21 protein-coding genes, 1 tRNA gene and 1 pseudogene are annotated in these 24,976 nt (G+C 71.1%); 14 read left to right on the forward strand and 9 right to left on the reverse strand.

Annotation, left to right across the window (positions count from 1 at the left end):
- The first annotated feature begins 6 nt into the window (after positions 1 to 6).
- The 7 genes from ACK1X7_RS29770 (at position 7) to ACK1X7_RS29800 (ending at position 7,673) form a co-directional block, all read left to right on the forward strand.
- Positions 7 to 702 carry a transglycosylase family protein gene (locus ACK1X7_RS29770; protein ID WP_390795152.1) on the forward strand — a complete coding sequence of 232 codons (696 nt, stop codon included), beginning with the start codon at positions 7 to 9 and terminating at the stop codon, positions 700 to 702.
- 227 nt (positions 703 to 929) lie between these two features.
- Positions 930 to 2,210 (forward strand): phosphopyruvate hydratase, encoded by a 1,281-nt coding sequence (gene eno, locus ACK1X7_RS29775; protein ID WP_208520894.1) that lies wholly within the window; start codon positions 930 to 932, stop codon positions 2,208 to 2,210.
- Between the two features lie 118 nt (positions 2,211 to 2,328).
- Positions 2,329 to 2,811, forward strand: a complete 483-nt coding sequence (locus ACK1X7_RS29780) for an FtsB family cell division protein (protein WP_385144522.1) — start codon at positions 2,329 to 2,331, stop codon at positions 2,809 to 2,811.
- A gap of 70 nt (positions 2,812 to 2,881) precedes the next feature.
- Positions 2,882 to 3,430, forward strand: a complete 549-nt coding sequence (locus ACK1X7_RS29785; protein ID WP_216345812.1) for a DUF501 domain-containing protein — start codon at positions 2,882 to 2,884, stop codon at positions 3,428 to 3,430.
- Entirely contained in the window at positions 3,427 to 4,386 is a 960-nt protein-coding gene (locus ACK1X7_RS29790) for an exopolyphosphatase (protein ID WP_398161169.1), read from the forward strand. Before ACK1X7_RS29785 ends, ACK1X7_RS29790 begins: the two co-directional genes overlap by 4 nt.
- A 395-nt stretch (positions 4,387 to 4,781) precedes the next feature.
- Complete coding sequence (locus tag ACK1X7_RS29795) at positions 4,782 to 6,161, forward strand: NAD(P)/FAD-dependent oxidoreductase (RefSeq protein WP_385144526.1); 1,380 nt, start codon at positions 4,782 to 4,784, stop codon at positions 6,159 to 6,161.
- Positions 6,162 to 6,359: 198 nt separating this feature from the next.
- Positions 6,360 to 7,673 (forward strand): class I SAM-dependent methyltransferase, encoded by a 1,314-nt coding sequence (locus ACK1X7_RS29800; RefSeq protein WP_385144528.1) that lies wholly within the window; start codon positions 6,360 to 6,362, stop codon positions 7,671 to 7,673.
- Between the two features lie 76 nt (positions 7,674 to 7,749).
- On the opposite strand, the gene ACK1X7_RS29805 is transcribed toward ACK1X7_RS29800, so the two are convergent.
- Positions 7,750 to 10,293, reverse strand: a complete 2,544-nt coding sequence (locus ACK1X7_RS29805; RefSeq protein WP_385144530.1) for an ABC transporter permease — start codon at positions 10,291 to 10,293, stop codon at positions 7,750 to 7,752.
- A 66-nt stretch (positions 10,294 to 10,359) separates the two neighbouring features.
- A complete protein-coding gene (locus tag ACK1X7_RS29810) occupies positions 10,360 to 11,142 on the reverse strand; it encodes an ABC transporter ATP-binding protein (RefSeq protein WP_361508857.1) in 783 nt (260 codons plus the stop codon).
- Between the two features lie 403 nt (positions 11,143 to 11,545).
- Between ACK1X7_RS29810 and ACK1X7_RS29815 the strand changes: the two genes are divergently transcribed.
- A tRNA-Leu gene (locus ACK1X7_RS29815) sits at positions 11,546 to 11,631 on the forward strand.
- Positions 11,632 to 11,651: 20 nt separating this feature from the next.
- Here the strand turns inward: ACK1X7_RS29815 and ACK1X7_RS29820 are convergent.
- Together ACK1X7_RS29820 and ACK1X7_RS29825 are read right to left on the reverse strand one after the other, a co-directional pair.
- Entirely contained in the window at positions 11,652 to 12,755 is a 1,104-nt protein-coding gene (locus ACK1X7_RS29820) for an AMP-binding protein (RefSeq protein WP_385144532.1), read from the reverse strand.
- Positions 12,756 to 12,775: 20 nt separating this feature from the next.
- Positions 12,776 to 13,552 carry an MFS transporter gene (locus ACK1X7_RS29825; protein WP_385144534.1) on the reverse strand — a complete coding sequence of 259 codons (777 nt, stop codon included), beginning with the start codon at positions 13,550 to 13,552 and terminating at the stop codon, positions 12,776 to 12,778.
- Here ACK1X7_RS29825 and ACK1X7_RS29830 point away from each other — a divergent pair.
- The 3 genes and pseudogenes from ACK1X7_RS29830 to ACK1X7_RS29840 form a co-directional block, all read left to right on the forward strand.
- A pseudogene (locus ACK1X7_RS29830) lies at positions 13,547 to 13,660 on the forward strand (AraC family transcriptional regulator); the annotation flags it as partial. The gene ACK1X7_RS29825 and the pseudogene ACK1X7_RS29830 sit on opposite strands and share 6 nt — an antisense overlap.
- On the forward strand, positions 13,661 to 14,143 hold the full coding sequence (locus ACK1X7_RS29835; RefSeq protein WP_413115861.1) for a helix-turn-helix transcriptional regulator: 483 nt from the start codon (positions 13,661 to 13,663) through the stop codon (positions 14,141 to 14,143). It begins immediately after the preceding pseudogene.
- A 150-nt stretch (positions 14,144 to 14,293) separates the two neighbouring features.
- On the forward strand, positions 14,294 to 15,172 hold the full coding sequence (locus ACK1X7_RS29840; protein ID WP_385144538.1) for a Bax inhibitor-1/YccA family protein: 879 nt from the start codon (positions 14,294 to 14,296) through the stop codon (positions 15,170 to 15,172).
- A gap of 158 nt (positions 15,173 to 15,330) precedes the next feature.
- On the opposite strand, the gene ACK1X7_RS29845 is transcribed toward ACK1X7_RS29840, so the two are convergent.
- Complete coding sequence (locus tag ACK1X7_RS29845; RefSeq protein ID WP_014061257.1) at positions 15,331 to 15,561, reverse strand: DUF4287 domain-containing protein; 231 nt, start codon at positions 15,559 to 15,561, stop codon at positions 15,331 to 15,333.
- 141 nt (positions 15,562 to 15,702) lie between these two features.
- Between ACK1X7_RS29845 and ACK1X7_RS29850 the strand changes: the two genes are divergently transcribed.
- Positions 15,703 to 16,023, forward strand: coding sequence for a hypothetical protein (locus ACK1X7_RS29850; protein ID WP_385144544.1), 321 nt, complete (start codon positions 15,703 to 15,705; stop codon positions 16,021 to 16,023).
- 18 nt (positions 16,024 to 16,041) lie between these two features.
- Here ACK1X7_RS29850 and ACK1X7_RS29855 read toward each other — a convergent pair whose 3' ends face one another.
- The 3 genes from ACK1X7_RS29855 to ACK1X7_RS29865 all read right to left on the reverse strand — a co-directional run bounded on the left by ACK1X7_RS29855 (position 16,042) and on the right by ACK1X7_RS29865 (position 20,874).
- The gene (locus tag ACK1X7_RS29855; RefSeq protein ID WP_390795151.1) at positions 16,042 to 16,962 is read right to left on the reverse strand and encodes a hypothetical protein; all 921 of its coding nucleotides are present in this window, start codon (positions 16,960 to 16,962) and stop codon (positions 16,042 to 16,044) included.
- A 299-nt stretch (positions 16,963 to 17,261) separates the two neighbouring features.
- Positions 17,262 to 18,482, reverse strand: coding sequence for an acetyl-CoA C-acetyltransferase (locus ACK1X7_RS29860; RefSeq protein WP_385144542.1), 1,221 nt, complete (start codon positions 18,480 to 18,482; stop codon positions 17,262 to 17,264).
- A 1,360-nt stretch (positions 18,483 to 19,842) separates the two neighbouring features.
- Positions 19,843 to 20,874, reverse strand: a complete 1,032-nt coding sequence (locus ACK1X7_RS29865) for an SGNH/GDSL hydrolase family protein (protein WP_413115862.1) — start codon at positions 20,872 to 20,874, stop codon at positions 19,843 to 19,845.
- A 197-nt stretch (positions 20,875 to 21,071) separates the two neighbouring features.
- Between ACK1X7_RS29865 and ACK1X7_RS29870 the strand changes: the two genes are divergently transcribed.
- A complete protein-coding gene (locus tag ACK1X7_RS29870) occupies positions 21,072 to 22,457 on the forward strand; it encodes a cystathionine beta-synthase (RefSeq protein WP_385143574.1) in 1,386 nt (461 codons plus the stop codon).
- Between the two features lie 545 nt (positions 22,458 to 23,002).
- On the opposite strand, the gene ACK1X7_RS29875 is transcribed toward ACK1X7_RS29870, so the two are convergent.
- Positions 23,003 to 23,449, reverse strand: a complete 447-nt coding sequence (locus tag ACK1X7_RS29875; RefSeq protein ID WP_385143572.1) for a hypothetical protein — start codon at positions 23,447 to 23,449, stop codon at positions 23,003 to 23,005.
- Positions 23,450 to 23,567: 118 nt separating this feature from the next.
- Here ACK1X7_RS29875 and ACK1X7_RS29880 point away from each other — a divergent pair, with 118 nt between their 5' ends.
- Entirely contained in the window at positions 23,568 to 24,947 is a 1,380-nt protein-coding gene (locus ACK1X7_RS29880; RefSeq protein WP_390795150.1) for an acyl-CoA synthetase, read from the forward strand.
- The last annotated feature ends 29 nt before the right edge of the window (positions 24,948 to 24,976 follow it).

Consider the following 24,976-nt stretch of genomic DNA (forward strand, 5'->3'; position numbering starts at 1 on the left):
CCAACGATGCTGAAGTCCAACGGGAAGCACCGCCGTCCCTCCAAGGCCACCCGTATCGCCGCGCTCACCGGTCTCGCCGGTGCCGCCGTGGCGGCCCCCCTCATCGGTGCGACCTCCGCCTCCGCGGCCACCACCTCCCAGTGGGACCAGGTCGCGCAGTGCGAGGCCGGTGGCAACTGGTCGATCAACACCGGCAACGGCTACTACGGCGGCCTCCAGTTCTCGAGCTCCACGTGGGCCGCGTACGGCGGCACCGCCTATGCGCCCACCGCGGACAAGGCCAGCAAGAGCCAGCAGATCCAGATAGCCGAGAAGGTCCTCGGCAGCCAGGGCAAGGGCGCCTGGCCGGTCTGCGGCAAGGGTCTGACCTCCGGCGGCAGCCCGTCCGCGCCCTCCGCCCCCTCCGCGCCGTCCGGTTCGCAGGGCCAGCCCTCGGCCTCCACCAAGTCGACCCCGGCCGCCCAGCCCGCCCAGCCGAAGGCCCAGCCGCACTCCGCGCCCGAGCGCGCCACGCGTGAGCAGCCCCGTGGCCCGATCAAGAAGGGTGACGGCGAGTACAAGGTCAAGTCCGGCGACACCCTCGGCAAGATCGCCAAGGAGCACCACGTCAAGGGCGGCTGGAAGAAGCTCTTCAAGCTGAACGACGACATCGTGGAGAAGGCCGACCTGATCTACCCGGGCCAGAAGCTGCACCTCGGCTGAGCCACGGTGCGCACCTGAGCGACGAGCCCCGGTCGGGCGTGCCGCCCCCATGGCGCGCCCCACCGGGGCTTCCTCATTGCCCAATTCGCCAGAAATCTTGATATGTGATTCGGAATCCGGCTTTTTGTGTCACGCCCCTGTCTCGTGGGGCGGGCGAACGCGGGGTGCAGCCCTCCCGGCCCGTTAGGCTCGTGCTGCTACCGCAGACCCATACGAAGGAGAACCTCGTGCCGTCCATCGACGTCGTCGTAGCTCGCGAGATCCTCGACTCGCGAGGCAACCCCACGGTCGAGGTCGAGGTCGGCCTCGACGACGGCAGCACCGGCCGTGCCGCCGTTCCGTCCGGCGCCTCCACCGGCGCCTTCGAGGCCCTCGAACTCCGTGACGGCGACAAGAACCGCTACAACGGCAAGGGCGTGGAGAAGGCCGTCCTCGCCGTCATCGAGCAGATCGGCCCCGAGCTGGTCGGCTACGACGCCACCGAGCAGCGTCTGATCGACCAGGCGATGTTCGACCTGGACGCCACCCCGGACAAGTCCTCGCTCGGTGCCAACGCCATCCTCGGCGTCTCCCTCGCGGTCGCGCACGCCGCCTCCGAGGCGTCCGACCTCCCGCTCTTCCGTTACCTGGGCGGCCCGAACGCCCATCTGCTGCCGGTCCCGATGATGAACATCCTCAACGGCGGGTCGCACGCCGACTCCAATGTGGACATCCAGGAGTTCATGATCGCACCCGTGGGCGCGGAGTCCTTCTCCGAGGCCGTGCGCTGGGGCGCCGAGGTCTACCACACCCTGAAGTCCGTGCTGAAGGAGCGCGGGCTGTCCACCGGCCTCGGCGACGAGGGCGGCTTCGCGCCGAACCTCGGCTCCAACCGGGAGGCCCTCGACCTGATCCTCGAGGCGATCAAGAAGGCCGGCTACCAGCCGGGCCAGGACATCGCGCTCGCGCTCGACGTCGCCGCCTCCGAGTTCTACAAGGACGGGTCGTACGAGTTCGAGGGGAAGTCCCGCACCGCCGCCGAGATGACCTCGTACTACGCCGAGCTGGTCGCCGCGTACCCGCTGGTCTCCATCGAGGACCCGCTGAACGAGGAGGACTGGGACGGCTGGAAGACCATCACCGAGCAGCTCGGCGACAAGGTCCAGCTCGTCGGCGACGACCTCTTCGTCACCAACCCCGAGCGGCTCGCCCGCGGTATCGACAGCGACACCGCGAACGCCCTGCTGGTCAAGGTCAACCAGATCGGCTCGCTGACCGAGACCCTGGACGCCGTCGAGCTGGCCCAGCGCAGCGGCTACAAGTGCATGATGTCGCACCGCTCCGGTGAGACCGAGGACGTCACCATCGCCGACCTGGCCGTCGCCACCAACTGCGGCCAGATCAAGACCGGCGCCCCGGCCCGCTCCGAGCGGGTGGCCAAGTACAACCAGTTGCTGCGCATCGAGGAGATCCTCGACGACGCCGCGGTGTACGCGGGCCGCTCGGCGTTCCCGCGCTTCAAGGGCTGACCCGCGCACCACCTCAAGTAGCAGACACGTCTGACACCCGTCCCCGGCCGTGGTCCCGTACCGTGACCGGGGACGGCGTTACGCGTCACTCAAGCGAAGTCATCACCGGGGAGGCGACGTGCCGGCGGATCGCGAACGGTTCTCCACCGCGACCAGGCTCAGGGCGCTCGGCGAGCACGCCGCCGCCCGGGTCTACCGGGTGCGGACCAAGCGCCGCCGGGGCCGGCTGACCGGCCGCGCGGCCCTGCTCGCGCTGGTCGTCTGCTCCCTCGTGGTGGCGCTCGCCTACCCGATGCGGCAGTACATCTCCCAGCGCTCCGACATCGCCGAGCAGCGCAGCGAGGCCCAGCGGGCCCGCGAGGACGTGAAGAAGCTGCGGGAGCGGAAGGCCCGGCTGCGCGACCCCGCCTACACCGAGCAGCAGGCCCGGGAGCGGCTGCACTTCCTGATGCCGGGCGAGACCGGCTACAGCGTGGTGGACGGCAGCGGCATCATCGAGCGCTCCACCGACCAGGGCGCGGCCGGCCGCCCCTGGTACTCCAACCTCTGGGACGCCGTGGACACGGCGGACGCGGCGGGGGCGGGCAGCGCGCGCCGCTGAGGCGCCGCGCTCCGGCCACCGGTCGCACCCGGCGTTCGAACCGACACGAAGAAGAAGAACTTTCCCACTCATGGATACGCCCCCGCCCCAGACGGAGCCCACCGCGCCCACCGACGCGGACATCCACGCCGTACGGGAGCAGCTCAGCCGCGTGCCCCGGGGCCTGCGTGCGATCGCGCACCGCTGCCCCTGCGGCAATCCGGACGTCGTGGAGACCGCGCCGCGGCTCGAGGACGGTACGCCCTTCCCCACCCTCTACTACCTGACCTGTCCGCGCGCCGCGTCCGCGATCGGCACGCTGGAGGCCGAGGGCGTGATGAAGGAGATGACGGCCCGGCTGGCCACCGACCCCGAACTGGCCGCCGCCTATCGCGCCGCCCACGAGGACTACATCGCGCGCCGCGACGCCATCGAGGTGCTCCAGGGCTTCCCCAGCGCGGGCGGGATGCCGGACCGGGTGAAGTGCCTGCATGTCCTGGTCGCCCATGCCCTCGCGGCCGGGCCCGGGGTCAATCCGCTCGGGGACGAGGCGCTCGCGATGCTGCCGGAGTGGTGGCGCAAGGGCCCGTGCGTGAGCCCCTGCGGGGCCGAGGGCGCGAGCCGGGAGGAGGGCGCATGACCCGCGTCGCGGCCGTGGACTGCGGCACCAACTCGATCCGGCTGCTGGTGGCGGACGCCGATCCGGCCACCGGGGAGCTGACCGAACTCGACCGCCGGATGAAGATCGTCCGGCTGGGCCAGGGCGTGGACCGCACCGGACGGCTCGCCCCCGAGGCCCTGGAGCGCACCTTCGCCGCCTGCCGCGAGTACGCGGAGGTCATCGGTGAGCTGGGCGCCGAGCGCGTCCGCTTCGTGGCCACCTCCGCCTCCCGGGACGCCGAGAACCGCGAGGAGTTCGTGCGCGGGGTCGTGGAGATCCTTGGCGTGGAGCCCGAGGTGATCACCGGGGACCAGGAGGCGGAGTTCTCCTTCACCGGGGCCACCAAGGAGCTCAAGGGCCATGACCATGTGGCCGGGCCGTATCTGGTGGTGGACATCGGCGGCGGTTCGACGGAGTTCGTCGAGGGCAGCGAGGGGGTGCGGGCGGCCCGCAGCGTGGACATCGGCTGCGTCCGGCTGACCGAGCGCCATCTGGTGGCCGACGGCCAGATCACCGATCCCCCGACGGAGGATCAGCTCGCCGCCATAAGGGGCGATGTGGACGCGGCGCTCGACCTCGCCGAGCGGACCGTGCCGCTCACCGGTGCCTGCCGTCCCGCGGACGGTCATGCGCTGGTCGGGCTGGCCGGTTCGGTCACCACCGTGGCCGGGATCGCGCTGGGTCTGGAGGAGTACGACTCCTCCGCGATCCACCACTCGCGGATCACCGTGGACCAGGTCCGCGAGATCACCGCGAAGCTGCTCGGCTCCACCCACGCCGAGCGGGCGGAGATTCCGGTGATGCACCCGGGGCGGGTCGATGTGATCGGTGCGGGGGCCCTCATCCTGCTTTCGATCATGGAAAGGACCGGCGCCGAGGAGGTCGTGGTGAGCGAACATGACATCCTCGACGGGATCGCCTGGAGCATCGCCTGAGCGGGTGGAATAACGTATGAGCGGCCACGGAACGCCCTTCGGGGGCCTTCCGTGAACCGCCTCCGAGAAAGTTCGTGAAACTCTTCACATGAAAAAGGCGCCTGGTGGCCGACCGATACGGCCCTCCGGGGCGGTTTCGGTGTCCGGGGCCCGTCGCTGACCGGATCGTGAGGTGTCACAGGGGTGTCGCGGGCCCCGGTGCCGACCGTTTGGTCTACTCCCCAGTTCAGCCACAAGCCCTGCTCAGAGGGGCCGGGAACGTGCCGCTCCGCCTAGTGGTTCCCCTGTGCGGATATGGCATCCGTCACGGGGGCGGCGGAGTGTAGCAGATGCCGTCACCATGCTTGTGAAGGGGCTCACGAGGTCCCCCTCGGGGGGTGCTGGATACTCGAAACATGAGCACCACGGAGCGTCCCAGGATCCTCGTTGTAGGCGGTGGGTACGTAGGCCTGTACGCGGCGCGCCGCATCCTCAAGAAGATGCGGTACGGCGAGGCGACCGTCACGGTCGTCGACCCGCGCTCGTACATGACGTACCAGCCCTTCCTCCCCGAAGCTGCGGCCGGCAGCATCTCCCCGCGCCACGTCGTGGTTCCGCTGCGGCGCGTGCTCCCCAAGGCGGAGGTCCTCACCGGCCGAGTGTCGACCATCGACCAGGACCGCAAGGTCGCCGTCATCCAGCCGCTCGTCGGCGAGACGTACGAGCTGCCCTTCGACTATCTGGTCGTCGCCCTCGGCGCGGTCTCCCGCACCTTCCCGATCCCCGGTCTCGCGGAGAACGGCATCGGCATGAAGGGCATAGAGGAGGCCATCGGCCTGCGCAACCACGTCCTCGAGCAGCTCGACAAGGCCGACTCCACCACGGACGAGGAGATCCGCCGCAAGGCGCTCACCTTCGTCTTCGTCGGCGGTGGCTTCGCCGGCGCGGAGACCATCGGCGAGATCGAGGACATGGCCCGTGACGCGGCCAAGTACTACCCGAACGTGAAGCGCGAGGACATGCGCTTCGTCCTCGTCGACGCCGCCGACAAGATCCTCCCCGAGGTCGGCCCGAAGCTCGGCCAGTGGGGTCTGGAGCACCTCCAGAAGCGCGGTGTCGAGGTCTACCTCAAGACCTCGATGGACTCCTGCATCGACGGCCATGTCGTCCTCAAGAACGGCCTCGAGGTCGACTCCAACACCATCGTGTGGACCGCCGGCGTCAAGCCCAACCCGGCGCTGGCCCGCTTCGGCCTGCCGCTCGGCCCGCGCGGCCACGTGGACACCGCCCCGACCCTCCAGGTCCAGGGCACCGACTACATCTGGGCCGCGGGCGACAACGCCCAGGTGCCGGACCTCGCCGTCGGCGAGGGCGCCTGGTGCCCGCCGAACGCCCAGCACGCGCTGCGCCAGGCCAAGGTCCTCGGCGACAACGTGATCTCGGGCATGCGGGGCTTCCCGCAGGGCGAGTACAAGCACGCCAACAAGGGCGCCGTCGCGGGCCTGGGCCTCCACAAGGGCGTCGCGATGATCGTCTTCGGCAAGATGAAGATCAAGCTGAAGGGCCGTCTCGCCTGGTACATGCACCGTGGCTACCACGGCATGGCCATGCCGACCTTCAACCGCAAGATCCGGGTGGTCGCCGACTGGACGCTGGGGATGTTCCTCAAGCGCGAGGTCGTCTCGCTCGGTGCCATCGAGAACCCCCGCGAGGAGTTCTACGAGGCCGCCTCCCCGGTCGGCGCCGCCGCCGCGGTCAAGCCGTCGGCACCGGCCGAGAAGGCCAAGGCGTCCTGACCTCGGGGCCGGACCCGCACATCTGACGCCGAGGGCGTCCGCCATCCGTGGGGCGGGCGCCCTTTCGTCTGCCCGCCGATGGCCCGCCTTTTGAAGCTGTTTTGCCGATTCCAGACGTGTCGGCGGGACTGTAAAGCGGGTTCCATGGTGTTTACGTGGTGAGTGAATCTTCCTGACTCGCCATCACGGAGGTGTGACATGTCCGACGCCGCTGGGCGGATCGCCACCCTGGCCAAGGAGGTGCTGGGAGACCCCCTCCCGATCCGCGTCCGCGCCTGGGACCACAGCGAGACCGGCCCGCCCGGCGCCCCCACCCTGGTCATCCGGCGCCGCCGGGCGCTGCGCCGGCTGCTGTGGCGGCCGGGCGAGCTGGGCCTGGCCCGCGCCTGGGTCGCCGGGGACCTGGACGTCGAGGGCGATCTGTATGACGCCCTGGAGCGGCTGTCCGGGCTGCTGTGGGAGCGCGGCCCCGCCACCGCGCCGCGGTCCCGGCTGCGCACCGGCATCGAGGCGCTGCGCGACCCCGCGCTGCGCACCGCCGCCCGGAAGCTGATCGCGCTCGCCGGGCCGGGGCTGCCGCCGGCCCCGCCCCGCGAGGAGGCGCGCACCGGCTTCGGCCCGCTGCACTCCCTGCGCCGCGACAAGAAGGCCATCAGCCACCACTACGACGTGGGCAACGACTTCTACGAGCTGGTGCTCGGCCCCTCGATGGTCTACTCCTGCGCCTACTGGGACAGACCGGATGCGGCGCTCGAGGACGCCCAGCGCGCCAAGCTGGACCTCGTCTGCCGCAAGCTGGCCCTGCGACCGGGCCAGCGGCTGCTGGACGTGGGGTGCGGCTGGGGCTCGATGGTGCTGCACGCGGCGCGCGAGTACGGGGTGCGCGCCGTCGGCGTCACGCTCTCCGAGGAGCAGGCGGCGTACGCCCGCAAGCGCATCGCGGACGCCGGGCTCACCGACCAGGTGGAGATCCGGGTCCAGGACTACCGCGAGGTTCCGGACGGGCCGTACGACGCCATCTCCTCCATCGGGATGGCCGAGCATGTGGGCTCCGTGCGCTACGCCGAGTACACCGCCATCCTGCACCGGCTGCTGCGGCCCGGCGGGCGGCTGCTGAACCACCAGATCGCCCGGCGCCCCCAGCCGGACGAAGAGGCGTACCACGTGGACGAGTTCATCGACCGGTATGTCTTCCCCGACGGCGAGCTGGCCCCGGTCGGCCGGACCGTCACCCAGCTCGAGGAGGCGGGCTTCGAGGTACGCGATGTGGAGGCCATCCGCGAGCATTACGCGCTCACGCTGCGCGGTTGGGTCGCCAACCTGGAGCGGTCCTGGCCGCGGGCCATGCGGCTGACCTCCCCGGGCCGGGCCCGGGTCTGGCGGCTCTATATGGCGGCCTCCGCCCTCTCCTTCGAACGCAACCGGATCGGGGTCAACCAGATCCTCGCCGTCCGCACCCCCGAGAGCGGGACCTCGGGGCTGCCGCTGCGCGCCCGCGACTGGCGCGGCTGAAACGCGGACGTCCCCGTCCGCCCCGGAGAGGGGGCGGACGGGGACGTCCGGTGGCGGCCTGCCGATCGGCTCGTCGCTACTCGGCCTTGATGGCCATCAGCATGTTGAGCTTGGAGGCCCGCCGGGCCGGCCACAGCGCGGCGATCACCCCGACCAGAGCGGCCATCAGCAGGAACAGACCCATCCGGGCCCACGGCAGCACCAGCTCGTAGGTCGGCAGCTCGGCGGCGATCAGCTCACCGGCCGCCCAGCCGAAGAAGACGCCGAGGCCGATGCCGAGCACCCCGCCGAAGAGCGAGATGACCAGCGACTCCAGCCGCACCATCCGCTTGATACCGGCCCGGTCCAGGCCGATCGCCCGCAGCATGCCGATCTCCTTGGACCGCTCGAAGACCGACATCGCCAGGGTGTTGATGACGCCGAGCACCGCGACGATCACGGCCATGCCGAGCAGCCCGTAGAGCATGTTCAGCATCAGGGTGAACGCCTTGGCGATCTCGTCCGAGAGGTCCTGCTTGTTCTGGACCTTGATCGCGGGGTTGTCGCCGAGCGTCTTCTTCAGCAGGTCCTGGGTGTCCTGCGTGGCGCCGCCCTTGGTCTTCAGCATCACCTGGAAGTCGGCGACGGTCGTCATGTGCGGGGTGACCGTGGCGCTGTCCAGCATGACGCCGTTGACCATCTGGTTGCCCTCGTAGACACCGCCCACGGTCAGCCGGCCCTTGCTGCCGTCCTCGTAGGTCACGGGGAAGGCGGAGCCGACCTTCCAGTGGTTCTCGTCGGCGATCTTGTCGTCGACGAGGACCTTGGTGCCACCGAGCGCGCCGAAGGAGCCCTCGGTGAAGTCCACGTTCACCAGTTCCTTGATGGCCTTGGGGTCGACGCCCATCAGGGTCTCGGTGTCACCGGCGACCCGGGCCGGGGAGGAGCGCAGCGGGCTGATCGCGGTGACCTGGGGCACCTTGGCCAGGGTCTTGGACACCTCCGGCGACAGCGGCCGTACGCCGTCCCCGCCCATGCTGACCACGTAGTCGGACTTCAGCCCGTCGGCGGCCATGTTGTTGATGCCCTTCTGCATGCTCCCCGCGATCACCGTCATGCCGGTGATCAGGGTGAGACCGACCATCAGGGCGGAGGCGGTGGCGGCGGTACGGCGCGGGTTGCGCACCGCGTTCTGCCGGGCCAGCTTGCCGGGCATCCCGAAGATCTTCAGCACCGGGGAGGCGGCCGCGATCAGCGGCCGGGACAGCAGCGGGGTGAGGATGAAGACGCCGATCACCAGGACGGCCGCGCCGAACGCCATCGGGCCCTGGCCGTCGCTGCCGTTCATGCCCGCACCGGACACCACCAGGGCGATACCGGCCGCGGCGAAGAGCGAGCCGATGGTGTTGCGGACCACCAGACCACGGGTGGTCGGCGCGGCGTGCACGCTGTTCATCGCGGCGACCGGCGGGATCTTGGCGGCGCGGCGGCCGGGCAGCCAGGCGGAGAGCACGGTCACCACGACGCCCACCAGCACCGAGATCAGCACCGTGTTGGGCGCGACGATCAGCGGACCGTCCGGGACGCTGGCCCCGGTGGAGTTGAGCACCGAGCGCAGCAGGGCGCCGATGCCGACACCGGCCGCGAGGCCCACCACGGCCGCGACGGCGCCCACGAAGGTGGCCTCCATCAGCACCGACCGGGTCACCTGACGGCGGGTCGCACCCACCGCGCGCATCAGGGCGAGCTCCTTGGTGCGCTGGGCGACCAGCATGGAGAAGGTGTTGACGATGATGAAGATGCCGACGAAGAGCGCGATCCCGGCGAACACCAGCATCGCGGTCTGCATGCTGCTCATGCCGTCTTCGATCGCCTTGGCCTGGTCATCGGCGAGCTTCTTGCCGGTGGTGGCCTTGGCCTGCTCGGGCAGGACCTTGTCGAGCGCGGACTTCAGCGTCGCCTGCGAGGTGCCCGCGGCGGCCTTCACGTCGATCTCGTCGAACTGCCCGGGCTTGGCGAACAGCTTCTGGGCGGTGACCGTGTCGTACAGCGCGAGGGTGCCGCCGGCCGCCACATTGCCGTCGTCGGTGGTGAAGACGCCGACGACCTTCTCGGTGCGCACCGGGCCGTCGACGGAGACCCGGATGGAGTCCCCGGCCTTGTACTTGCCGCGCTCGGCGGTCTTGGAGTCGAGCGCGATCTCACCCGCGGCCTTGGGGGCGCGGCCCTCGGTCATCGTGTACCGGGGGTCCTTGCCATCGGCTCCCGGGTAGTAGTTGCCGCCGCGGTTGGAGAAGCCGCCGCCGAGCAGGTCGCCCTTCTTGTCGGCGAGGGCGGAGTAGCCGTTCACCACACCGTAGGCGGAGGCGGCGCCGGGCACCTTGGCCGCCTTGTCGAGCACCTGCTGGCTCAGCCGGGGGGCGTCACCGGGGTTGGCGGAGTCGTCGTCCTTCTTGTCCGGGCTGATGGCGACGTCGACGCCCTGGAAGCCCTTCTGGGAGCTCTTCTGATAGGCGTCGGAGATGGTGTTGGTGAAGACCAGGGTGCCGGCGACGAAGGCCACGCCGAGCATCACGGCGAGCACGGTCATCAGCAACCGGGCCTTGTGCGCAAGCACATTGCGCAGGGCTGTACGGAGCATGAGTGTCAGTCCTGAGGGGTGGGGAGGGGAGTGCGAGGCGGCGTACGGATACGGGCGCGCCCCGCGTCAGCTCGTACGGCCCTTGGCGTCGAAGCGCTTCATGCGGTCGAGGACCGAGTCGGCGGTGGGGTTGCGCAGATCGTCCACGATCCGGCCGTCGGCGAGGAAGACCACGCGGTCGGCGTAGGACGCGGCGACCGGGTCGTGGGTCACCATCACGATCGTCTGGCCCATCTCCCGCACCGAGTTGCGGAGGAAGCCCAGGACCTCGGCGCCGGAGCGGGAGTCCAGGTTTCCGGTCGGCTCGTCGGCGAAGATGATCTCCGGCTGGCCGGCCAGGGCGCGGGCCACCGCGACGCGCTGCTGCTGACCACCCGACAGTTGGTTGGGCCGGTGCTTGAGCCGCCCGGCCAGGCCGACCGTGGCCACGACCTGGTCCAGCCACGCCTGGTCGGCCTTGCGGCCGGCGATGTCCATCGGGAGGGTGATGTTCTCCAGCGCGTTCAGCGTGGGCAGCAGGTTGAACGCCTGGAAGATGAAGCCGATCTTGTCGCGGCGCAACTGGGTGAGCTTCTTGTCCTTGAGCGTGGTCAGTTCGACGTCGCCGATCCGGGCCGAGCCGCTGGAGATCGTGTCGAGACCCGCCATGCAGTGCATCAGCGTCGACTTGCCGGAGCCCGAGGGGCCCATGATCGCGGTGAACTCCGCCTGGCGGAACTCGACCGAGACCGAGTCCAGGGCGATGACCTGAGTCTCGCCCTCGCCGTAGACCTTGGAGAGATCGGTGGCCCGGGCGGCCGCCGCTGAGGTGCGGTGGGCGGTTTCGACGCCGAAGGGGGTGGTGGTCACGGTGGATGACTCCTGTCGTGCTCTACGGGAGTGGGCGGGACGTCACTCCATGGTTCCGGTTGTAAAAGGGGACGGGATCACCCCGTGCTCCGGTTCTGCGGGGGGTCTCGCGATGTAGGTGGTGGTGGCGGAGTCCTCCTTGAGGAGGAGAAGACACCCCGGGCGGGGCGTCGAGATTGCGTCAATCCCCAGTTAGTGGGGGTTCAGGGCATATCGGCAGGTCCAATGGCCGTCGGCATCTTCGGGTACCCCGCCCCGCTGCTGATGCACCCTCAGTTGCCAATAAAATAAGACAACCTCGGTCCGCGGATTCACTGTGCGGGGGCATGTCCCCGGATAGGCTCGTGCTGCTCTCTTCCAGGGGAGGGCCGTATGCGCTCCGTACGGCCCAGGGGGAACCGCCGCCCGGATGGTGGAATGCAGACACGGCGAGCTTAAACCTCGCTGCCCCTCGCGGGCGTACCGGTTCAAGTCCGGTTCCGGGCACCACCTTGCTCACACCCCCTGACCTACTGAAACGCGTCGGTGACGCAGAGTTCTCGGTGGAGTGTGGGACCACGCGGGCGCATCGCCCCTCCATGGCGTACGTGACCACGCGAAAGAGCCCCGCCGGAGTGATCGCGCCACCAGGTGGAACAGCGGCTCGGCGGGGCACGGGGGTACTTGTAACCGGCCATGGTGCCGCGGCACCAGGCGACAAGAGCCTCTTCGGTGATCTCCGCACCGGGTACGGGAACGATGAACGCCTTGACCTCCTCACCGTAGGTGGCGTGGGGTACCCCGACGACGGCGGCCATGCTGACGGCGGGGTGGGAGAGCAGGGTCTCTTCGATCTCACGCGGATAGACGTTGAAGCCACCCCGGATGATCATGTCCTTGGCGCGGTCGACGATGTAGAGCCAGCCGTCCTCGTCGCGGGAGGCCAGGTCGCCGGTGCGGAACCAGCCGTCACGCAGGACCTCGGCGGTGGCTTCGGGTCGCCGGTGGTAGCCCCGCATCACATTGTGGCCGCGGATCGCGACCTCTCCGATCCGGCCATCGCCGACCGAGGTCCAGTCGTCTCCGATCAGGTCCACCTCGACCCCCCAGACCGGCTTGCCGATGGAACCGGGTCGTGGCTCGGAGCCCGGGGGCGTGAAGGTCGCCAGCGGGCTGGTCTCCGACAGTCCGTAGCCTTCCCGGATCGACGTCCCGAAGCGGCGGCGGAAGCTCCGGTGGATCTCCACGGGCAGCGGAGCGCCACCGGAGACGGCGATACGCAGGTTCTGCCCGGCGGCCGCCGCGTCCGCGTCGGCGGCGAACTCGGCGCTCCGCCCATCGAGTGCCTCGTCGAGGGTCTCGGCCCGGCTCAGGGCGCATGCGGCGACGGGACCGGCGGTGATGAGGAAGAAGTCCTCGCAGCCCTCGGTCTCGGTGAATCCGGCCCATCCCTCCTGCCCGAGAGGGAGCTCGTCCGTCCCCTCGAAGCAGAAGTAGGCCCTGGCCTCCGAGTCGGCCAGGTGGTAGGCGATCTCACGGCGCTTGAGCAGCACGTTGACCGGTACGACCACGGCGCCGGCCTTGAGAATGCCGTAGTGGACGACGGGGAACTGCGGCACGTTGGCACAGGACAACGCGACCTCCTCGCCCCGCCCTATGCCCCGCGAGGCGAGGAGGTTGGCCACCCGAGGCAGGTGGCCCCGGCGGCCAGCGCGGGGACCATGAGCCTGCGCCGCGGACGGTGTGCACCGCACCGATCGGCCAGGTGGCCGAAGGCGACGGTTCCCGCGGCGCCGGCGAGGATCACCAGTGCCGTCTTGGTGCCGGAGGCGGCCGAGGACAGGCCGTCTTCACGCGTCAGGTAGGTGGGCAGCCATGTGTAGAGCGTGGACAGCAGCACCAGGTTGAGGGCCCCGCCGGCATAGCACCAGGTGGCCGTGCGGACTTGGCACAGCTCCCGCAGGGTCTCGCGCAGTTTCGGCTGGTCGACGGCGGCCGTCGAGGTGCCGGCGGCCGCACTTACGGCGTCGTCCGCCGCGGCGGGAGCGCGGTAGTCACGCACCCTCAGGAACATCAGCGCCAGCACCAGTCCGGGGACTCCGAACGCGCCCAGCGTCAGCCGCCATCCCCAGTGCTCGACCATGCTGCCGCCGAGGACCACCCCGAGCACCGACCCCAGTGGACCGGCGGCCTGAAAGACGCTCAGCACGGTCGCCCGCACGCGCTGAGGGAAGTAACTGGACAGCAGGGCCGCCCCTGCCGGGCCGTAGCCGGCCTCCCCGACGCCCAGCATCGACCGGGCCGTGAACAACTGGGCGTAGCTGCCCGCGGCGGCTGACCACAGCGCCGCCAGGCTCCACAGCCCGCCCTGGACCTGGGCACCGTACCCGCGGGCCGCCAGGCCACGGAGCTGCTCGTCGGTGCCATACACCGCTATCTCCACAGCCTCATCGGCGGCGACTGGAAGCCGGTCACCGTCCTGTTCACCCACGAGGCACCGGCCGACACGGCGACCCACCACCGCGTCCTCGGCCCCGCGTTGCGCTTCGGCCAGGAGGTCAACGGCATCGTCTTCTACGCCGCCGATCTCAACGCCCCGAACAAACAGTCGGACCCCCTGCTGAGGCCCTACGCCCGGCAGCACCTCGAAGCGCTCGCCGTCCCCCGGCCCGAAGCCGAGGTCGACCGCATCCGGGACCTCGTCGAGGCGCTGCTCCCGACAGGTCGCTGTTCGCTCCAGCAGGTCGCGCACAGTCTGGGCGTCGACCGCAAGACGGTCCACCGCCACCTCGCCCAATCCGGGGAGACGTTCTCGTCGGTGCTGAGCTCCACCCGTGCGCAACTGGCCCAGCAGTACCTGGTCAACCAGAACCGCACGCTCACCCAGATCGCGGAACTACTCGGCTTCTCCGCCCTCAGCACCTTCTCACGCTGGTTCCGCGACGAGTTCGGCTCCAGCCCCATGGCATGGCGGGCCGCCCACCGAGGCACGGATCCGATGGGGCGCGGTCAGCGTGGGTGAAGGGTCGCCCCACGTGCCGTGGCGGGACCCGCAGGGGCCTCGCGCGGTCCCTCCCTGCGTGAAAAGATCCTCCTTGGGCACTAGGGTGCTTTCTTTGCTTACCTATTACTCTTGAGTCAAGGTCGCGCCCGGCGGCCATGGAGGAGTGAGATGAGGAGCAGCAACCCGGTCTTCTCGCGACGGGGGTTCAGCCGCAGCGGCGGCTACGCCGGTTTCGGCGCGGCGCCGCAGGCCGGGAGCCCCGTCGCCGGTCAAGGCAATCCGTACGCGCAGACACAGGCGCCCACAAACCCCTATGCGGCGGGCGACCAGCAGAATCTGACCCCCGAGCAGCTCCAGCAGATGTATGGTGCGCCGCCGGCGGGTCCGCTTCAGACCGGCCGGATGACGATGGACGACGTCGTCATGCGCACCGGAATGACGCTCGGTACCGTCATCGTCGCCGCCGCGGCCGCGTGGATCGCGCAGCTTCCGGTGGGCGTGGGCTTCGGCGCCGCGCTCGTGGCGATGGTGCTCGGCCTCGTCCAGTCGTTCAAGCGCACGGCCTCGCCCGCGCTGATCATGGGTTACGCCCTCTTCGAGGGTCTCTTCCTCGGCGTCATCAGCCAGGTGTACAACGAGCGCTGGTCCGGCATCCCGATGCAGGCCGTGCTCGGCACGATGGCCGTGTTCGTCGGTGTGCTCGTCGCGTACAAGACCCGCCTCATCCGGGTGAACGCGCGATTCCAGCGCTTTGTGCTCGCCGCCGCCATCGGCTTCGTGCTGCTGATGGCGGTCAACCTGCTGTTCGCCCTCATCGGCGGCGGGGACGGCCTCGGCTTCCGCAGCGGTGGCCTCGGCATCGTCTTCGGCCTCGTCGGTGTCGTGCTCGGCGCGGCGTTCCTGGCGATGGACTTCAAGCAGATCGAGGACGGCGTCCAGTACGGCGCTCCGCGTGAGGAGTCCTGGCTGGCGGCCTTCGGGCTGACGCTCTCGCTGGTCTGGATCTACCTGGAGCTGCTCCGGCTGATCTCGATCTTCAGGGACTAGCGTCGGGTGGTGCGGGCCTCGTCCGCACCACCGGCTCGGACCCGCAACACCTGAAAGGGCCCGCGGAGGCGATGACCTCCGCGGGCCCTTCTTCCTGTGCGGCTTAAGCCGCCCGGCTCGGTGGGTCTGTCATACACGCTTCTGCCTCCGGGCAGCGGCTACAGCAGCTTGCGTGCCGCACGCCTCAAGTCGTGTTCATGGATGATGGCTTTCGCGTGGCCGTATGCGAGCTGGTGCTCGCCGCGCAACCAGCTCACCTTCTCCTCGAAGCGGAAGAAAGCGGGGCCATCGTCGACCGTGCGCAGCCAATCGGCGACTTCACGGCCCGTGCACTGGGGGATGCGGGAGAGTAGGTTCCGGTGAGTCTCGTCGGAGAAGATTTGGGACATCGGCGCCTCCGGACGCTTCCATGCCGGCCCCCGGGTCCATGGCCCGGGTTTCCTTCAGCTCACCGTGCCTGAGTGTTCGCCCGTTGGCAACAGTCCCTCGGTGGCGCATACGCTCGGAGCGTGGATGATACGACCCCCCTCATGACCGCCGTGGACCGGTTCGCCGACCGGCTGCGTGCCCTTCCGCAGTCCCGCCTGCGCGCGGGCGCGGCGGCCGAAGGACTGGCGCTGGCTAGGGAATTGTCGGCGCGCGCACAGCGTCTGGAGGAGCCGGGAACCCCGCCGCGGATCATGCCGGACGCGGGGCTGTTCGTGGTCGCCGACCAGGTGGCGGTGGCCGGACATGATTTGGTGCACGCGCTGGAGCGTGCGCCGGGCGGCTCCGGGGGCGCCCGGGCGGCGCAGGGGGTCACCGAGGCGGTGGCGCTCGTGGTGGAGACGGCGGGGCGCTGCGGGGTCTGAGTACCCGGGTGGCTGCCCTTACAACGAGGCGATGACGCGGTCGGCCAGGACGTACACATTGTCCTCGCCGCAACCGAACGTGAGCGCAAACGCACCGGAGACGCCCGAGCCGCCGAGCAGCACCGGGACAGTGCCCTCGCGCAGCGCGTCCGCCAGCCGCTCGGCGGTCTCCCGGTGGCCCGGGGTCATGCAGATCGTGGTGCCGTCGGCGAAGACATAGACATCCAGGGTGCCGAGGGGCCCGGGGCGCACATCGGACAGCGGGGTGCGGGCGGCGGCCAGCTCGGTGATCCGGGTCACCGTACGGTCGTGGTCGGCCACGGGGGACGACGGGGAGAAGTCGGGGTGGGACGGATGGCGCCGGCGGGCCGCCGCGAGTTCGGCCGACTCCCGGGGCTCGGCCGCCGGCTCCGGCTCGACGCCCAGCTCCAGCTCCACCTCGGCCTCGACCTCGGGTTCCTGGTCCCCGCCGGAGTCCAGCGCCTCGGGGCCCAGCGCGTCCAGACCGAGCAGCGGTTCGAGCCCGGCCAGATCGGCCTGGCGGGGCACGAAGAGCTGCGCGTCCTGTACGGCGTCCTCGCCGTACCCGCCGGGCCCGCCCAGCAGCGAGTGGGCGTCGGCCGTTCCGGCGGAGTCCCTGGCCTCCTGGGCGGCCCAGAACGCCCGCGCCTCGGCCAGCTCGCGCTCCCGCTCCTCGGCGAGCGCCTCGGCCACCGCCGCGCGTATCTCGGCGGCCGGGGTGGCGCGGGGTGCGGGCACCGTCGCACCGTTCTCCTCGCCGCCGCTGCCCGCCTGGGCGCCGGCGGCGACGGTGGCCGCCAGCTCAGCGCGCAGCTCACAGATCTGCCGGCGCATACCGCGCGCGGTGTGCAGGGCGGCCGCCCCTACGGCCGTGGCGGTCACCGCGGCCAGGAGGAGGGCAAGAGTCGTGGGGCTCACTGACGTACTCCCGGTTGGCTGTTGATCCCCCGAATTCCTACCTCAGCTTGAGGCTTATCGCCTCCCGACGTCAGCACATACCATCACCAAATGGGCAGAATTCGGTACCGGAAGGGTCTTTGGTCACCGGTACTGAGCTGGGCAGACGGCTCTCCCCCAGGACCTTTGTCACATCCTGGGGGAGATTCGGTCACGGCTCGATCCAGACCAGTGTCTCAGACGCGCGGCGGCTCGGCCCCCGGCCCGGCCCGGCTCCGCCCAGCGGCTCGGCCGCGCTCGGCCGCCCGGCCCGGTCCGGCTCAGCTCAGGCGCTCGATGACCATCGCCATGCCCTGGCCGCCGCCGACGCACATGGTCTCCAGGCCGAACTGCTTGTCGTGGAACTGAAGCGAATTGATCAGCGTGCCGGTGATCCGGGCGCCGGTCATGCCGAAGGGGTGGCCCACGGCGATCGCGCCGCCGTTGACATTGAGCCGGTCCAGGTCGATGCCCAGGTCGCGGTAGGACGGGATGACCTGCGCGGCGAACGCCTCGTTGATCTCCACCAGGTCGATATCGCCGATCGACATCCCGGCCCGGGCCAGCGCCTGCTTGGACGCCTCGACCGGTCCGTACCCCATGATCTCGGGGGAGAGCCCGGAGACGCCGGTCGACACGATCCGGGCCAGCGGGGTCACGCCCAGCTCCCGCGCCTTGGTGTCGGACATGATCACCAGCGCCGCGGCGCCGTCGTTGAGCGGGCAGCAGTTGCCCGCGGTGATCCGGCCGTCGGGGCGGAAGACCGGCTTCAGGCCCTGCACGGCCTCCAGGGTGGTGCCCGCGCGGGGGCCGTCGTCCTGGCTGACGACCGTGCCGTCCGGGGTGGTCACCGGGGTGATCTCACGCTCCCAGAAGCCCTTCTCGATGGCTTCCTCGGCGAGGTTCTGGGACCGGACGCCGAACTCGTCCATGTCCTCACGGGTGACGCCCTTGAGCCGGGCCAGGTTCTCGGCGGTCTGGCCCATGGCGATGTACGGGTCGGGCAGCAGGCCGTCCTCGCGCGGGTCGTGCCAGTCGGTGCCCTCCTGCTCGGCGCGCGCGACGGTACGGGCCTCGGCCTCCGCGAACAGCGGGTTGTGGGTGTCCGGCAGTCCGTCCGAGGTGCCCTTCTTCGACCGCGAGACCATCTCGACGCCCGCCGAGATGAAGACATCGCCCTCGCCCGCCTTGATGGCGTGCATCGCCATCCGCGAGGTCTGGAGGGAGGAGGAGCAGTAGCGGGTGACCGTACAGCCGGGGAGGTGGTCCATCCCCATCTGCACGGCCACGATCCGCCCCAGGTTGTGTCCCTGCTCACCGCCCGGCAGACCGCAGCCGAGCATCAGGTCGTCGATCTCGCGCGGATCCAGCTCGGGGACCTTGGCGAGCGCGGCCTGGATGATCTCGGCGGTGAGGTCGTCCGGGCGCAGATCCTTGAGCGATCCCTTGAAGGCGCGGCCGATGGGAGAACGGGCGGCAGAGACGATCACTGCTTCGGGCATCACGGCTCCATGGGGGCGGGGGTGCGGGTGGGACTCCGAGGGAAGTTACCCGTACGTATCGGCAGGGTCACGGGGTGCGGGCTGTGACCCGGGACTCTTTTTTCCAAGCGTACGCTCAGCGACCCCGGGTTGGCGTCGCCCGCGGCGCTTTCTCTCACGCCCTACGGGCCCCGATGCGCCCCCGGGCGCCGCCCGCCCGGGGCCCAGTGCCCCCGGGCCCTGAACACGGGCCGGGCGCCCGCCACCCGGGCGCCCCCGCCCCCGGCACGCCCATTACTTGACCTGATGCAACTAATCCATCAAGCGATTTCCAAAGGGGTACCCCACCCCCTGCCCGTCCCCGCATGGGCCACGCCCCCGGCCCACGGAAGCCGCCACCGCCCAGCGGCCGGTGGCGCGACCCTGGCCCGCTACTGCCTGCTGCCCGGCATCGGCCCCGGCCCCGCCGACGGGAGCCGCCACCGGCTCCCGCCCCTTCCGGCTCGGTGGTCGGCGGCGAAGGCTCGGCCGGGTACGTCCGCCGCCGCTGCTCATTTGCGCCGGAGGCGCGAGACGAAGGCCGTGCCCGGCCGGGCAGAGCAGCCCACCCCGCAGGGGCATGGCGGCCCGGGGAGGTGCCGCCGCCGCGGCGGCGCGGCGGCCGGAGTCCGGCGACGGCGTGCCCGCCCGGCCCGGGGCCCGCAGGCCCGGTGGCGTGGGCGCGGCCCGCTCTCCGGCGTCGGCCTTGACCCCAGGCGGCGGGAGCCGCCACCGGCTCCCGCCCCTTCCGGCTCGGTGGTCGGCGGCGAAGGCTCGGCCGGGTACGTCCGCCGCCGCTGCTCATTTGCGCCGGAGGCGCGAGACGAAGGCCGTGCCCGGCCGGGCAGAGCAGCCCACCCCGCAGGGGCATGGCGGCCCGGGGAGGTGCCGCCGCCGCGGCGGCGCGGCGGCCGGAGTCCGGCGACGGCGTGCCCGCCCGGCCCGGGGCCCGCAGGCCCGGTGGCGTGGGCGCGGCCCGCTCTCCGGCGTCGGCCTTGACCCCAGGCGGCGGGAGCCGCCACCGGCTCCCGCCCCTTCCGGCTCGGTGGTCGGCGGCGAAGGCTCGGCCGGGTACGTCCGCCGCCGCTGCTCATTTGCGCCGGAGGCGCGAGACGAAGGCCGTGCCCGGCCGGGCAGAGCAGCCCACCCCGCAGGGGCATGGCGGCCCGGGGAGGTGCCGCCGCCGCGGCGGCGCGGCGGCCGGAGTCCGGCGACGGCGTGGCAAGCCCGGCCCGGGCCCACAGGCATTGGTGGGCTGCGGTCGCAGGCCCGGTGGGCTGGGGCCGCAGACCCGGATGGGCTCGGGCCGCAGGCCCCAGCCGGGCCCGGGACCCGGCGGGGGTCAGCAGCCCGAAGAGGGCGGGGGCGTCGGATACGAGGTGTCGGGGGAGCCGGATACGGTCGCGGGCTCCTGTGCCGCGAGTCGGTGGCGCCGCAGCAGCCGGGCCCAGGGGCCGCGGGCCGCCGTGACCTCGGTGCCGCCCTCCGCGGCCGCCTCGGCCGCCGCCGTGGCGACCGGCAGGATGCCCTCGTCGAGCGTCTCCGGCGCCTCCTCGGGCCAGAGGTCCAGCGAGTCGCACAGGGTCGGCAGAACGGCCATCGCGGCCGTGGCGTACCCCTCCGCCGAGGGGTGGAAGTTGTCCGGGCCGAACAGCTCACGCGGATTGGCCGCGAACTCGGGGCCGAGCAGATCGCCCAGCGAGACCGTGCGCCCGCCCTGCTCCACCACCCCGATCGTCTGCGCGGCGGCGAGCTGTCGGCTCAGCCGCCGCGCGACCCAGCGCAGCGGCTGATAGACGGGCTCGATCGTGCCGAGGTCGGGACAGGTGCCCACCACCACCTCGCAGCCGCTCTCACGCAGTCTGCGCACCGCGTCCGACAGCAGCCGAACCGACTTGGCGGGCGGCATCCGGCGGGTGACGTCATTGGCCCCGATCATGATCACGCATACGTCGGGAAGCAGCTCCGCATCCTCCAGCACCAGCGTGACCTGGCGCTCCAGATCGCTGGACTGCGCCCCCGGCAGTGCCACGTTCCGCAGGTCCACCGGGCGCTCGGCGACCGCCGCGAGCCCCGAGGCGAGCAGCGCGCCCGGTGTCTGACTAGGGCGGTGGACGCCCTGCCCGGCGGCCGTGGAGTCGCCGAGAAAGGCCAGCCGCAGTGGGGGCTGGCCGGTCCTGCGGGCGAAGGCGAAGCCATATCGGCCGTCCGCGCGCGGCGGAGGATCGTCCGACCCGCCCACGACCCGCTTCGCATGGGACACCTCGGTGAGCAACAGCACGGCGGTCACCCCGCCCAGCAGCCCGATCCCGCCGCCCCCGTACGCCGCCGCAGCCGCGATCCGCCGCGCCACCCTCGCCCTCGACATCGACATGGGTCCAGCCCACCTCCGTCCGCACGCGCACGCGCTTCCCTCTCCTTTGTACGCCTTGCTAACAACTTGTTGCCCCGCACAGCCTTCCTCCCAACGCACGGGTCGCACGGCCGGGGCGCGCAATAAGCTGACAGCACGGCGCCGCGATGGCGGCCGCCCCGACGCGGAGATCCCGCGGAACCGGACCAGGAGCAGGTGTGCAGTACTACGAATCGATGATTGAGCTGGTCGGCAACACCCCGCTGGTGAAGCTCAACACCGTGACCGAGGGCATCCGGGCAACCGTCCTGGCCAAGGTCGAATACTTCAATCCCGGCGGCTCGGTGAAGGACCGGATCGCGGTCCGGATGATCGAGGCGGCCGAGCGCTCCGGTGAGCTTAAGCCGGGCGGCACGATCGTCGAGCCGACGTCCGGCAACACGGGCGTGGGCCTCGCGATGGTCGCCCAGCGCAAGGGCTACAAGTGCATCTTCGTCTGCCCGGACAAGGTGTCCACGGACAAGATCAACGTGCTGCGGGCCTACGGCGCCGAGGTGGTGGTCTGCCCCACCGCGGTGGACCCCGAGCACCCCGACTCGTACTACAACGTCTCCGACCGGCTGGTCCGCGAGACGCCGGGTGCCTGGAAGCCCGACCAGTACAGCAACCCGAACAACCCGCTCTCCCACTACGAGTCCACCGGCCCCGAGCTGTGGGAGCAGACCGAGGGGAAGATCACCCACTTTGTCGCGGGCGTCGGCACCGGCGGCACGATCTCCGGCACCGGCCGCTATCTGAAGGAGGCCAGCGAGGGCAGGGTCCAGGTGATCGGCGCCGACCCCGAGGGCTCCGTCTACTCCGGCGGCTCCGGCCGCCCGTATCTGATCGAGGGCGTCGGTGAGGACTTCTGGCCGACCGCCTACGACCAGACCGTCGCGGACGAGATCGTCGCGGTCTCCGACAAGGACGCCTTCCAGATGACGCGGCGGCTGGCCAAGGAGGAGGGGCTGCTGGTCGGCGGCTCCTGCGGAATGGCGGTCGTGGGCGCGCTGAAGGTCGCCGAGCGGCTCGGCCCGGACGATGTGGTGGTCGTGCTGCTGCCCGACAGCGGCCGCGGCTATCTGTCCAAGATCTTCAACGATGAGTGGATGGCCGACTACGGCTTCCTGGAGGAGGACGGCCCCTCGGTGCGGGTCGGCGACGTCCTCCAGGGCAAGCAGGGCGGACTGCCCTCGCTGGTCCATATGCACCCGGAGGAGACGGTGGGCGAGGCCATCGACGTGCTGCGGGAGTACGGCGTCTCGCAGATGCCGATCGTCAAGCCGGGCGCCGGGCACCCGGATGTGATGGCCGCCGAGGTCATCGGTTCGGTGGTGGAACGCGAGCTGCTGGACGCGCTGTTCGCCCGGCGGGCGGAGCTGACCGACCCGCTGGAGAAGCACATGAGCCCGCCGCTGCCGCACGTCGGCTCCGGCGAGCCGGTCGAGGACCTGATGGCGGTGCTGGGTACGGCGGACGCGGCGATCGTGCTGGTGGAGGGGAAGCCGAAGGGTGTGGTGAGCCGGCAGGACCTGCTGGCGTACCTGGCCAGCGGCGTCAAGTAACCGCTCATGAGCGGGCTCATCAGGGGGGCTCGAACGGGACTCGACGGGGATTCGACCGGGGCCCGAAGGGGGCCCAACTGCCCTTCGAGGAGGGCCCGCCAGTGCTTCGGGGAAGTGGTACGTACGTGTCACGCGCCCGCAGCACAGGGTTAACACAGCTCCGGCAGATTAGTGGGTGTCGGAAGGACGACACCGACACCCAGGATGAGGCGACAGGACCTCCGGAGCGGCTCCCGGACCTCCATGGTCGCCCTGGACGCGGAAGTCCGGCCCTGACCCGGCCCGCGTCCCCCGCGGGGACCGCCGTCGTCCCGCCCTCGGTGCAACGCACCGGGGTGCGGCGGTCCCCGCGTATTTTTTTGAGGCTCGGTTCGCCTCCGGGGCGCAAAAGCCTCCCCCAGCTACCGCCGGGAGGTGCCCCCTGTCGACGGTCGACGTGCTCGGTCGCTCGTACCTCGCTCCCTGCGCGCGACTCCCTTACGACAGCGACGCGCCCCTTCGGCTCACTCGCCGGAAGACCCCAGCACCCGGAAGCTCGGCGGAACCTAGTCCCGGCTCTCCTCCAGGCCCTTGTCCCGGCGCAGCCAGGAGAAGCCCCCCGCCGCGTGGACCGCGTTGACCCCGAAGATCCCCGCCCAGGTGACCAGCAGGCCGGGCATGCCCTCGTTCACCACGCCGATCGCCGACAGCGGGATCGCCAGCACCAGGGAGACCCCGACGAAGGCGAAGCGCTCGCCGATGCCCATCCCGTGGGGCTGGTCCGGGTTCGCGCCGGTGGCGTACGGGCGGGTGCCGCGGGCCGCCGCCATCTGCTGTTCGGCGAGCTGGCGGCGGACATGCCGGTCCGCCGTATCGTTGAAGCTCTGCTCGACTTTGTCCATGAAGGAGTCGACCAGTTCCGACTCGTACTCCGCACCCAGCTCCTTACGGGTCTGAAGGGCCGCGTCGAGTTCCTTTTTCAGATCCGGCAGATCCGGGTCACGGGCGTCCATGCTAATGACGGTACGGTCGCGGGGACGCTTTGTCGGTAGGGCTAGCCCCCGAAAGACGCGCGGGCGCGAAGGGGTACCCCCCTGGTACCCCCGGCCCGCTGTGGAAGGAGTCAGTTCCGTGACCGCACCTCTCCTCACGTCCCTCGCCGCGCCCGGCGGCGACCGCCCCGACGCGCTGAGCGTCGGCGGCCGCTCCCTCTCGCGCGAGGAACTGCTCGGTGCCGCGGGCGCGGTGGCGGCCCGTATCGCCGGTGCGCCGGTCGTGGCGGTCCGGGCGACCGCGACGCCGGAGACGGTGGTCGCGGTGGTCGGCGCGCTGCTGGCCGGGGTGCCGGTGGTGCCCGTACCGCCGGACTCCGGCCCGGCCGAACGCGACCACATCCTGCGGGACTCGGGCGCCACCCTGCTGCTCACCGGGGAGGCGATAGCGGCCCCGATCGAGACGGTCCCGGTGGACCCGGCCGAGCGGGCGGCGTGGACGAAGCCGGAGCCGGACGCGGAGTCCACGGCGTTCATCCTCTACACCTCGGGGACCACTGGGGCGCCCAAGGGCGCGCTGATCTCCCGGCGGGCGGTGGCCGCCGACCTGGACGGGCTCGCCACGGCCTGGGCCTGGACCGCGGAGGACACGCTGGTCCACGGGCTGCCGCTGTTCCATGTGCACGGGCTGGTGCTGGGCGTCCTGGGCGCGCTCCGCACGGGCAGCCGCCTGGTCCACACCGGCAAGCCGACCCCGGCGGCGTACGCGGCGGCGGGCGGCAGCCTCTACTTCGGCGTGCCGACGGTCTGGAACCGGATCGTCCAGGACCCGGACTCCGCCCGCGCCCTGGCCTCCGCCCGGCTGCTGGTCTCCGGCAGCGCCCCGCTGCCCGCCCCGGTCTTCCGCGACCTCGAGCGGCTCACCGGCCAGCGCCCCATCGAGCGCTACGGCATGACCGAGAGCCTCATCACCCTCTCCACCCGGGCCGACGGAGAGCGCCGCCCCGGCTATGTCGGCACCCCGCTGGCGGGCATCCGCACCCGGATCGCCACCGAGGAGGGCGCCGAGATCGGCGAACTCCAGCTCACCGGCCCCACCCTCTTCGACGGCTATCTGAACCGGCCCGAGGCCACGGCCGGTTCGTACACCGAGGACGGCTGGTTCCGCACGGGCGACATCGCCGCGATCGACCCGGACGGCTTCCACCGCATCGTGGGCCGCGCCTCCACCGACATGATCAAGTCCGGCGGCTACCGCATCGGCGCGGGCGAGGTCGAGAACGCCCTCCTCGACCACCCCGCGGTCCGCGAGGCCGCCGTCGTCGGCGCCCCGCACGAGGATCTGGGCCAGGAGATCGTCGCCTACGTCGTCGCCGACGGCATCGGCGAACAGGAGCTGATCGACTTCGTCGCCTCCCAGCTCTCCGTCCACAAGCGCCCCCGCAAGGTCCGCTTCCTGGAGGCCCTGCCCCGCAACGCCATGGGCAAGCCCCAGAAGAAACTCCTGCCCCCGGCCTGATCCCGGCCCCGGCTCCCGGCCGCCGTTGC

Origin of the sequence: Streptomyces sp. CY-1 (assembly GCF_047218265.1) — a bacterium.
Classification (GTDB): domain Bacteria; phylum Actinomycetota; class Actinomycetes; order Streptomycetales; family Streptomycetaceae; genus Streptomyces; species Streptomyces niphimycinicus.

Coding starts and splice junctions, on each gene's coding strand:
- ACK1X7_RS29860 (WP_385144542.1), bottom strand. CDS start 18,482: ATGCCCGAAGCAGTGATCGTCTCTGCCGCCCGTTCTCCCATCGGCCGC.
- ACK1X7_RS29785 (WP_216345812.1), top strand. CDS start 2,882: ATGGATACGCCCCCGCCCCAGACGGAGCCCACCGCGCCCACCGACGCG.
- ACK1X7_RS29770 (WP_390795152.1), top strand. CDS start 7: ATGCTGAAGTCCAACGGGAAGCACCGCCGTCCCTCCAAGGCCACCCGT.
- ACK1X7_RS29875 (WP_385143572.1), bottom strand. CDS start 23,449: ATGGACGCCCGTGACCCGGATCTGCCGGATCTGAAAAAGGAACTCGAC.
- ACK1X7_RS29790 (WP_398161169.1), top strand. CDS start 3,427: ATGACCCGCGTCGCGGCCGTGGACTGCGGCACCAACTCGATCCGGCTG.
- ACK1X7_RS29845 (WP_014061257.1), bottom strand. CDS start 15,561: ATGTCCCAAATCTTCTCCGACGAGACTCACCGGAACCTACTCTCCCGC.
- ACK1X7_RS29800 (WP_385144528.1), top strand. CDS start 6,360: ATGTCCGACGCCGCTGGGCGGATCGCCACCCTGGCCAAGGAGGTGCTG.
- ACK1X7_RS29865 (WP_413115862.1), bottom strand. CDS start 20,874: ATGTCGATGTCGAGGGCGAGGGTGGCGCGGCGGATCGCGGCTGCGGCG.
- ACK1X7_RS29850 (WP_385144544.1), top strand. CDS start 15,703: ATGACCGCCGTGGACCGGTTCGCCGACCGGCTGCGTGCCCTTCCGCAG.
- ACK1X7_RS29795 (WP_385144526.1), top strand. CDS start 4,782: ATGAGCACCACGGAGCGTCCCAGGATCCTCGTTGTAGGCGGTGGGTAC.
- ACK1X7_RS29840 (WP_385144538.1), top strand. CDS start 14,294: ATGAGGAGCAGCAACCCGGTCTTCTCGCGACGGGGGTTCAGCCGCAGC.
- ACK1X7_RS29805 (WP_385144530.1), bottom strand. CDS start 10,293: ATGCTCCGTACAGCCCTGCGCAATGTGCTTGCGCACAAGGCCCGGTTG.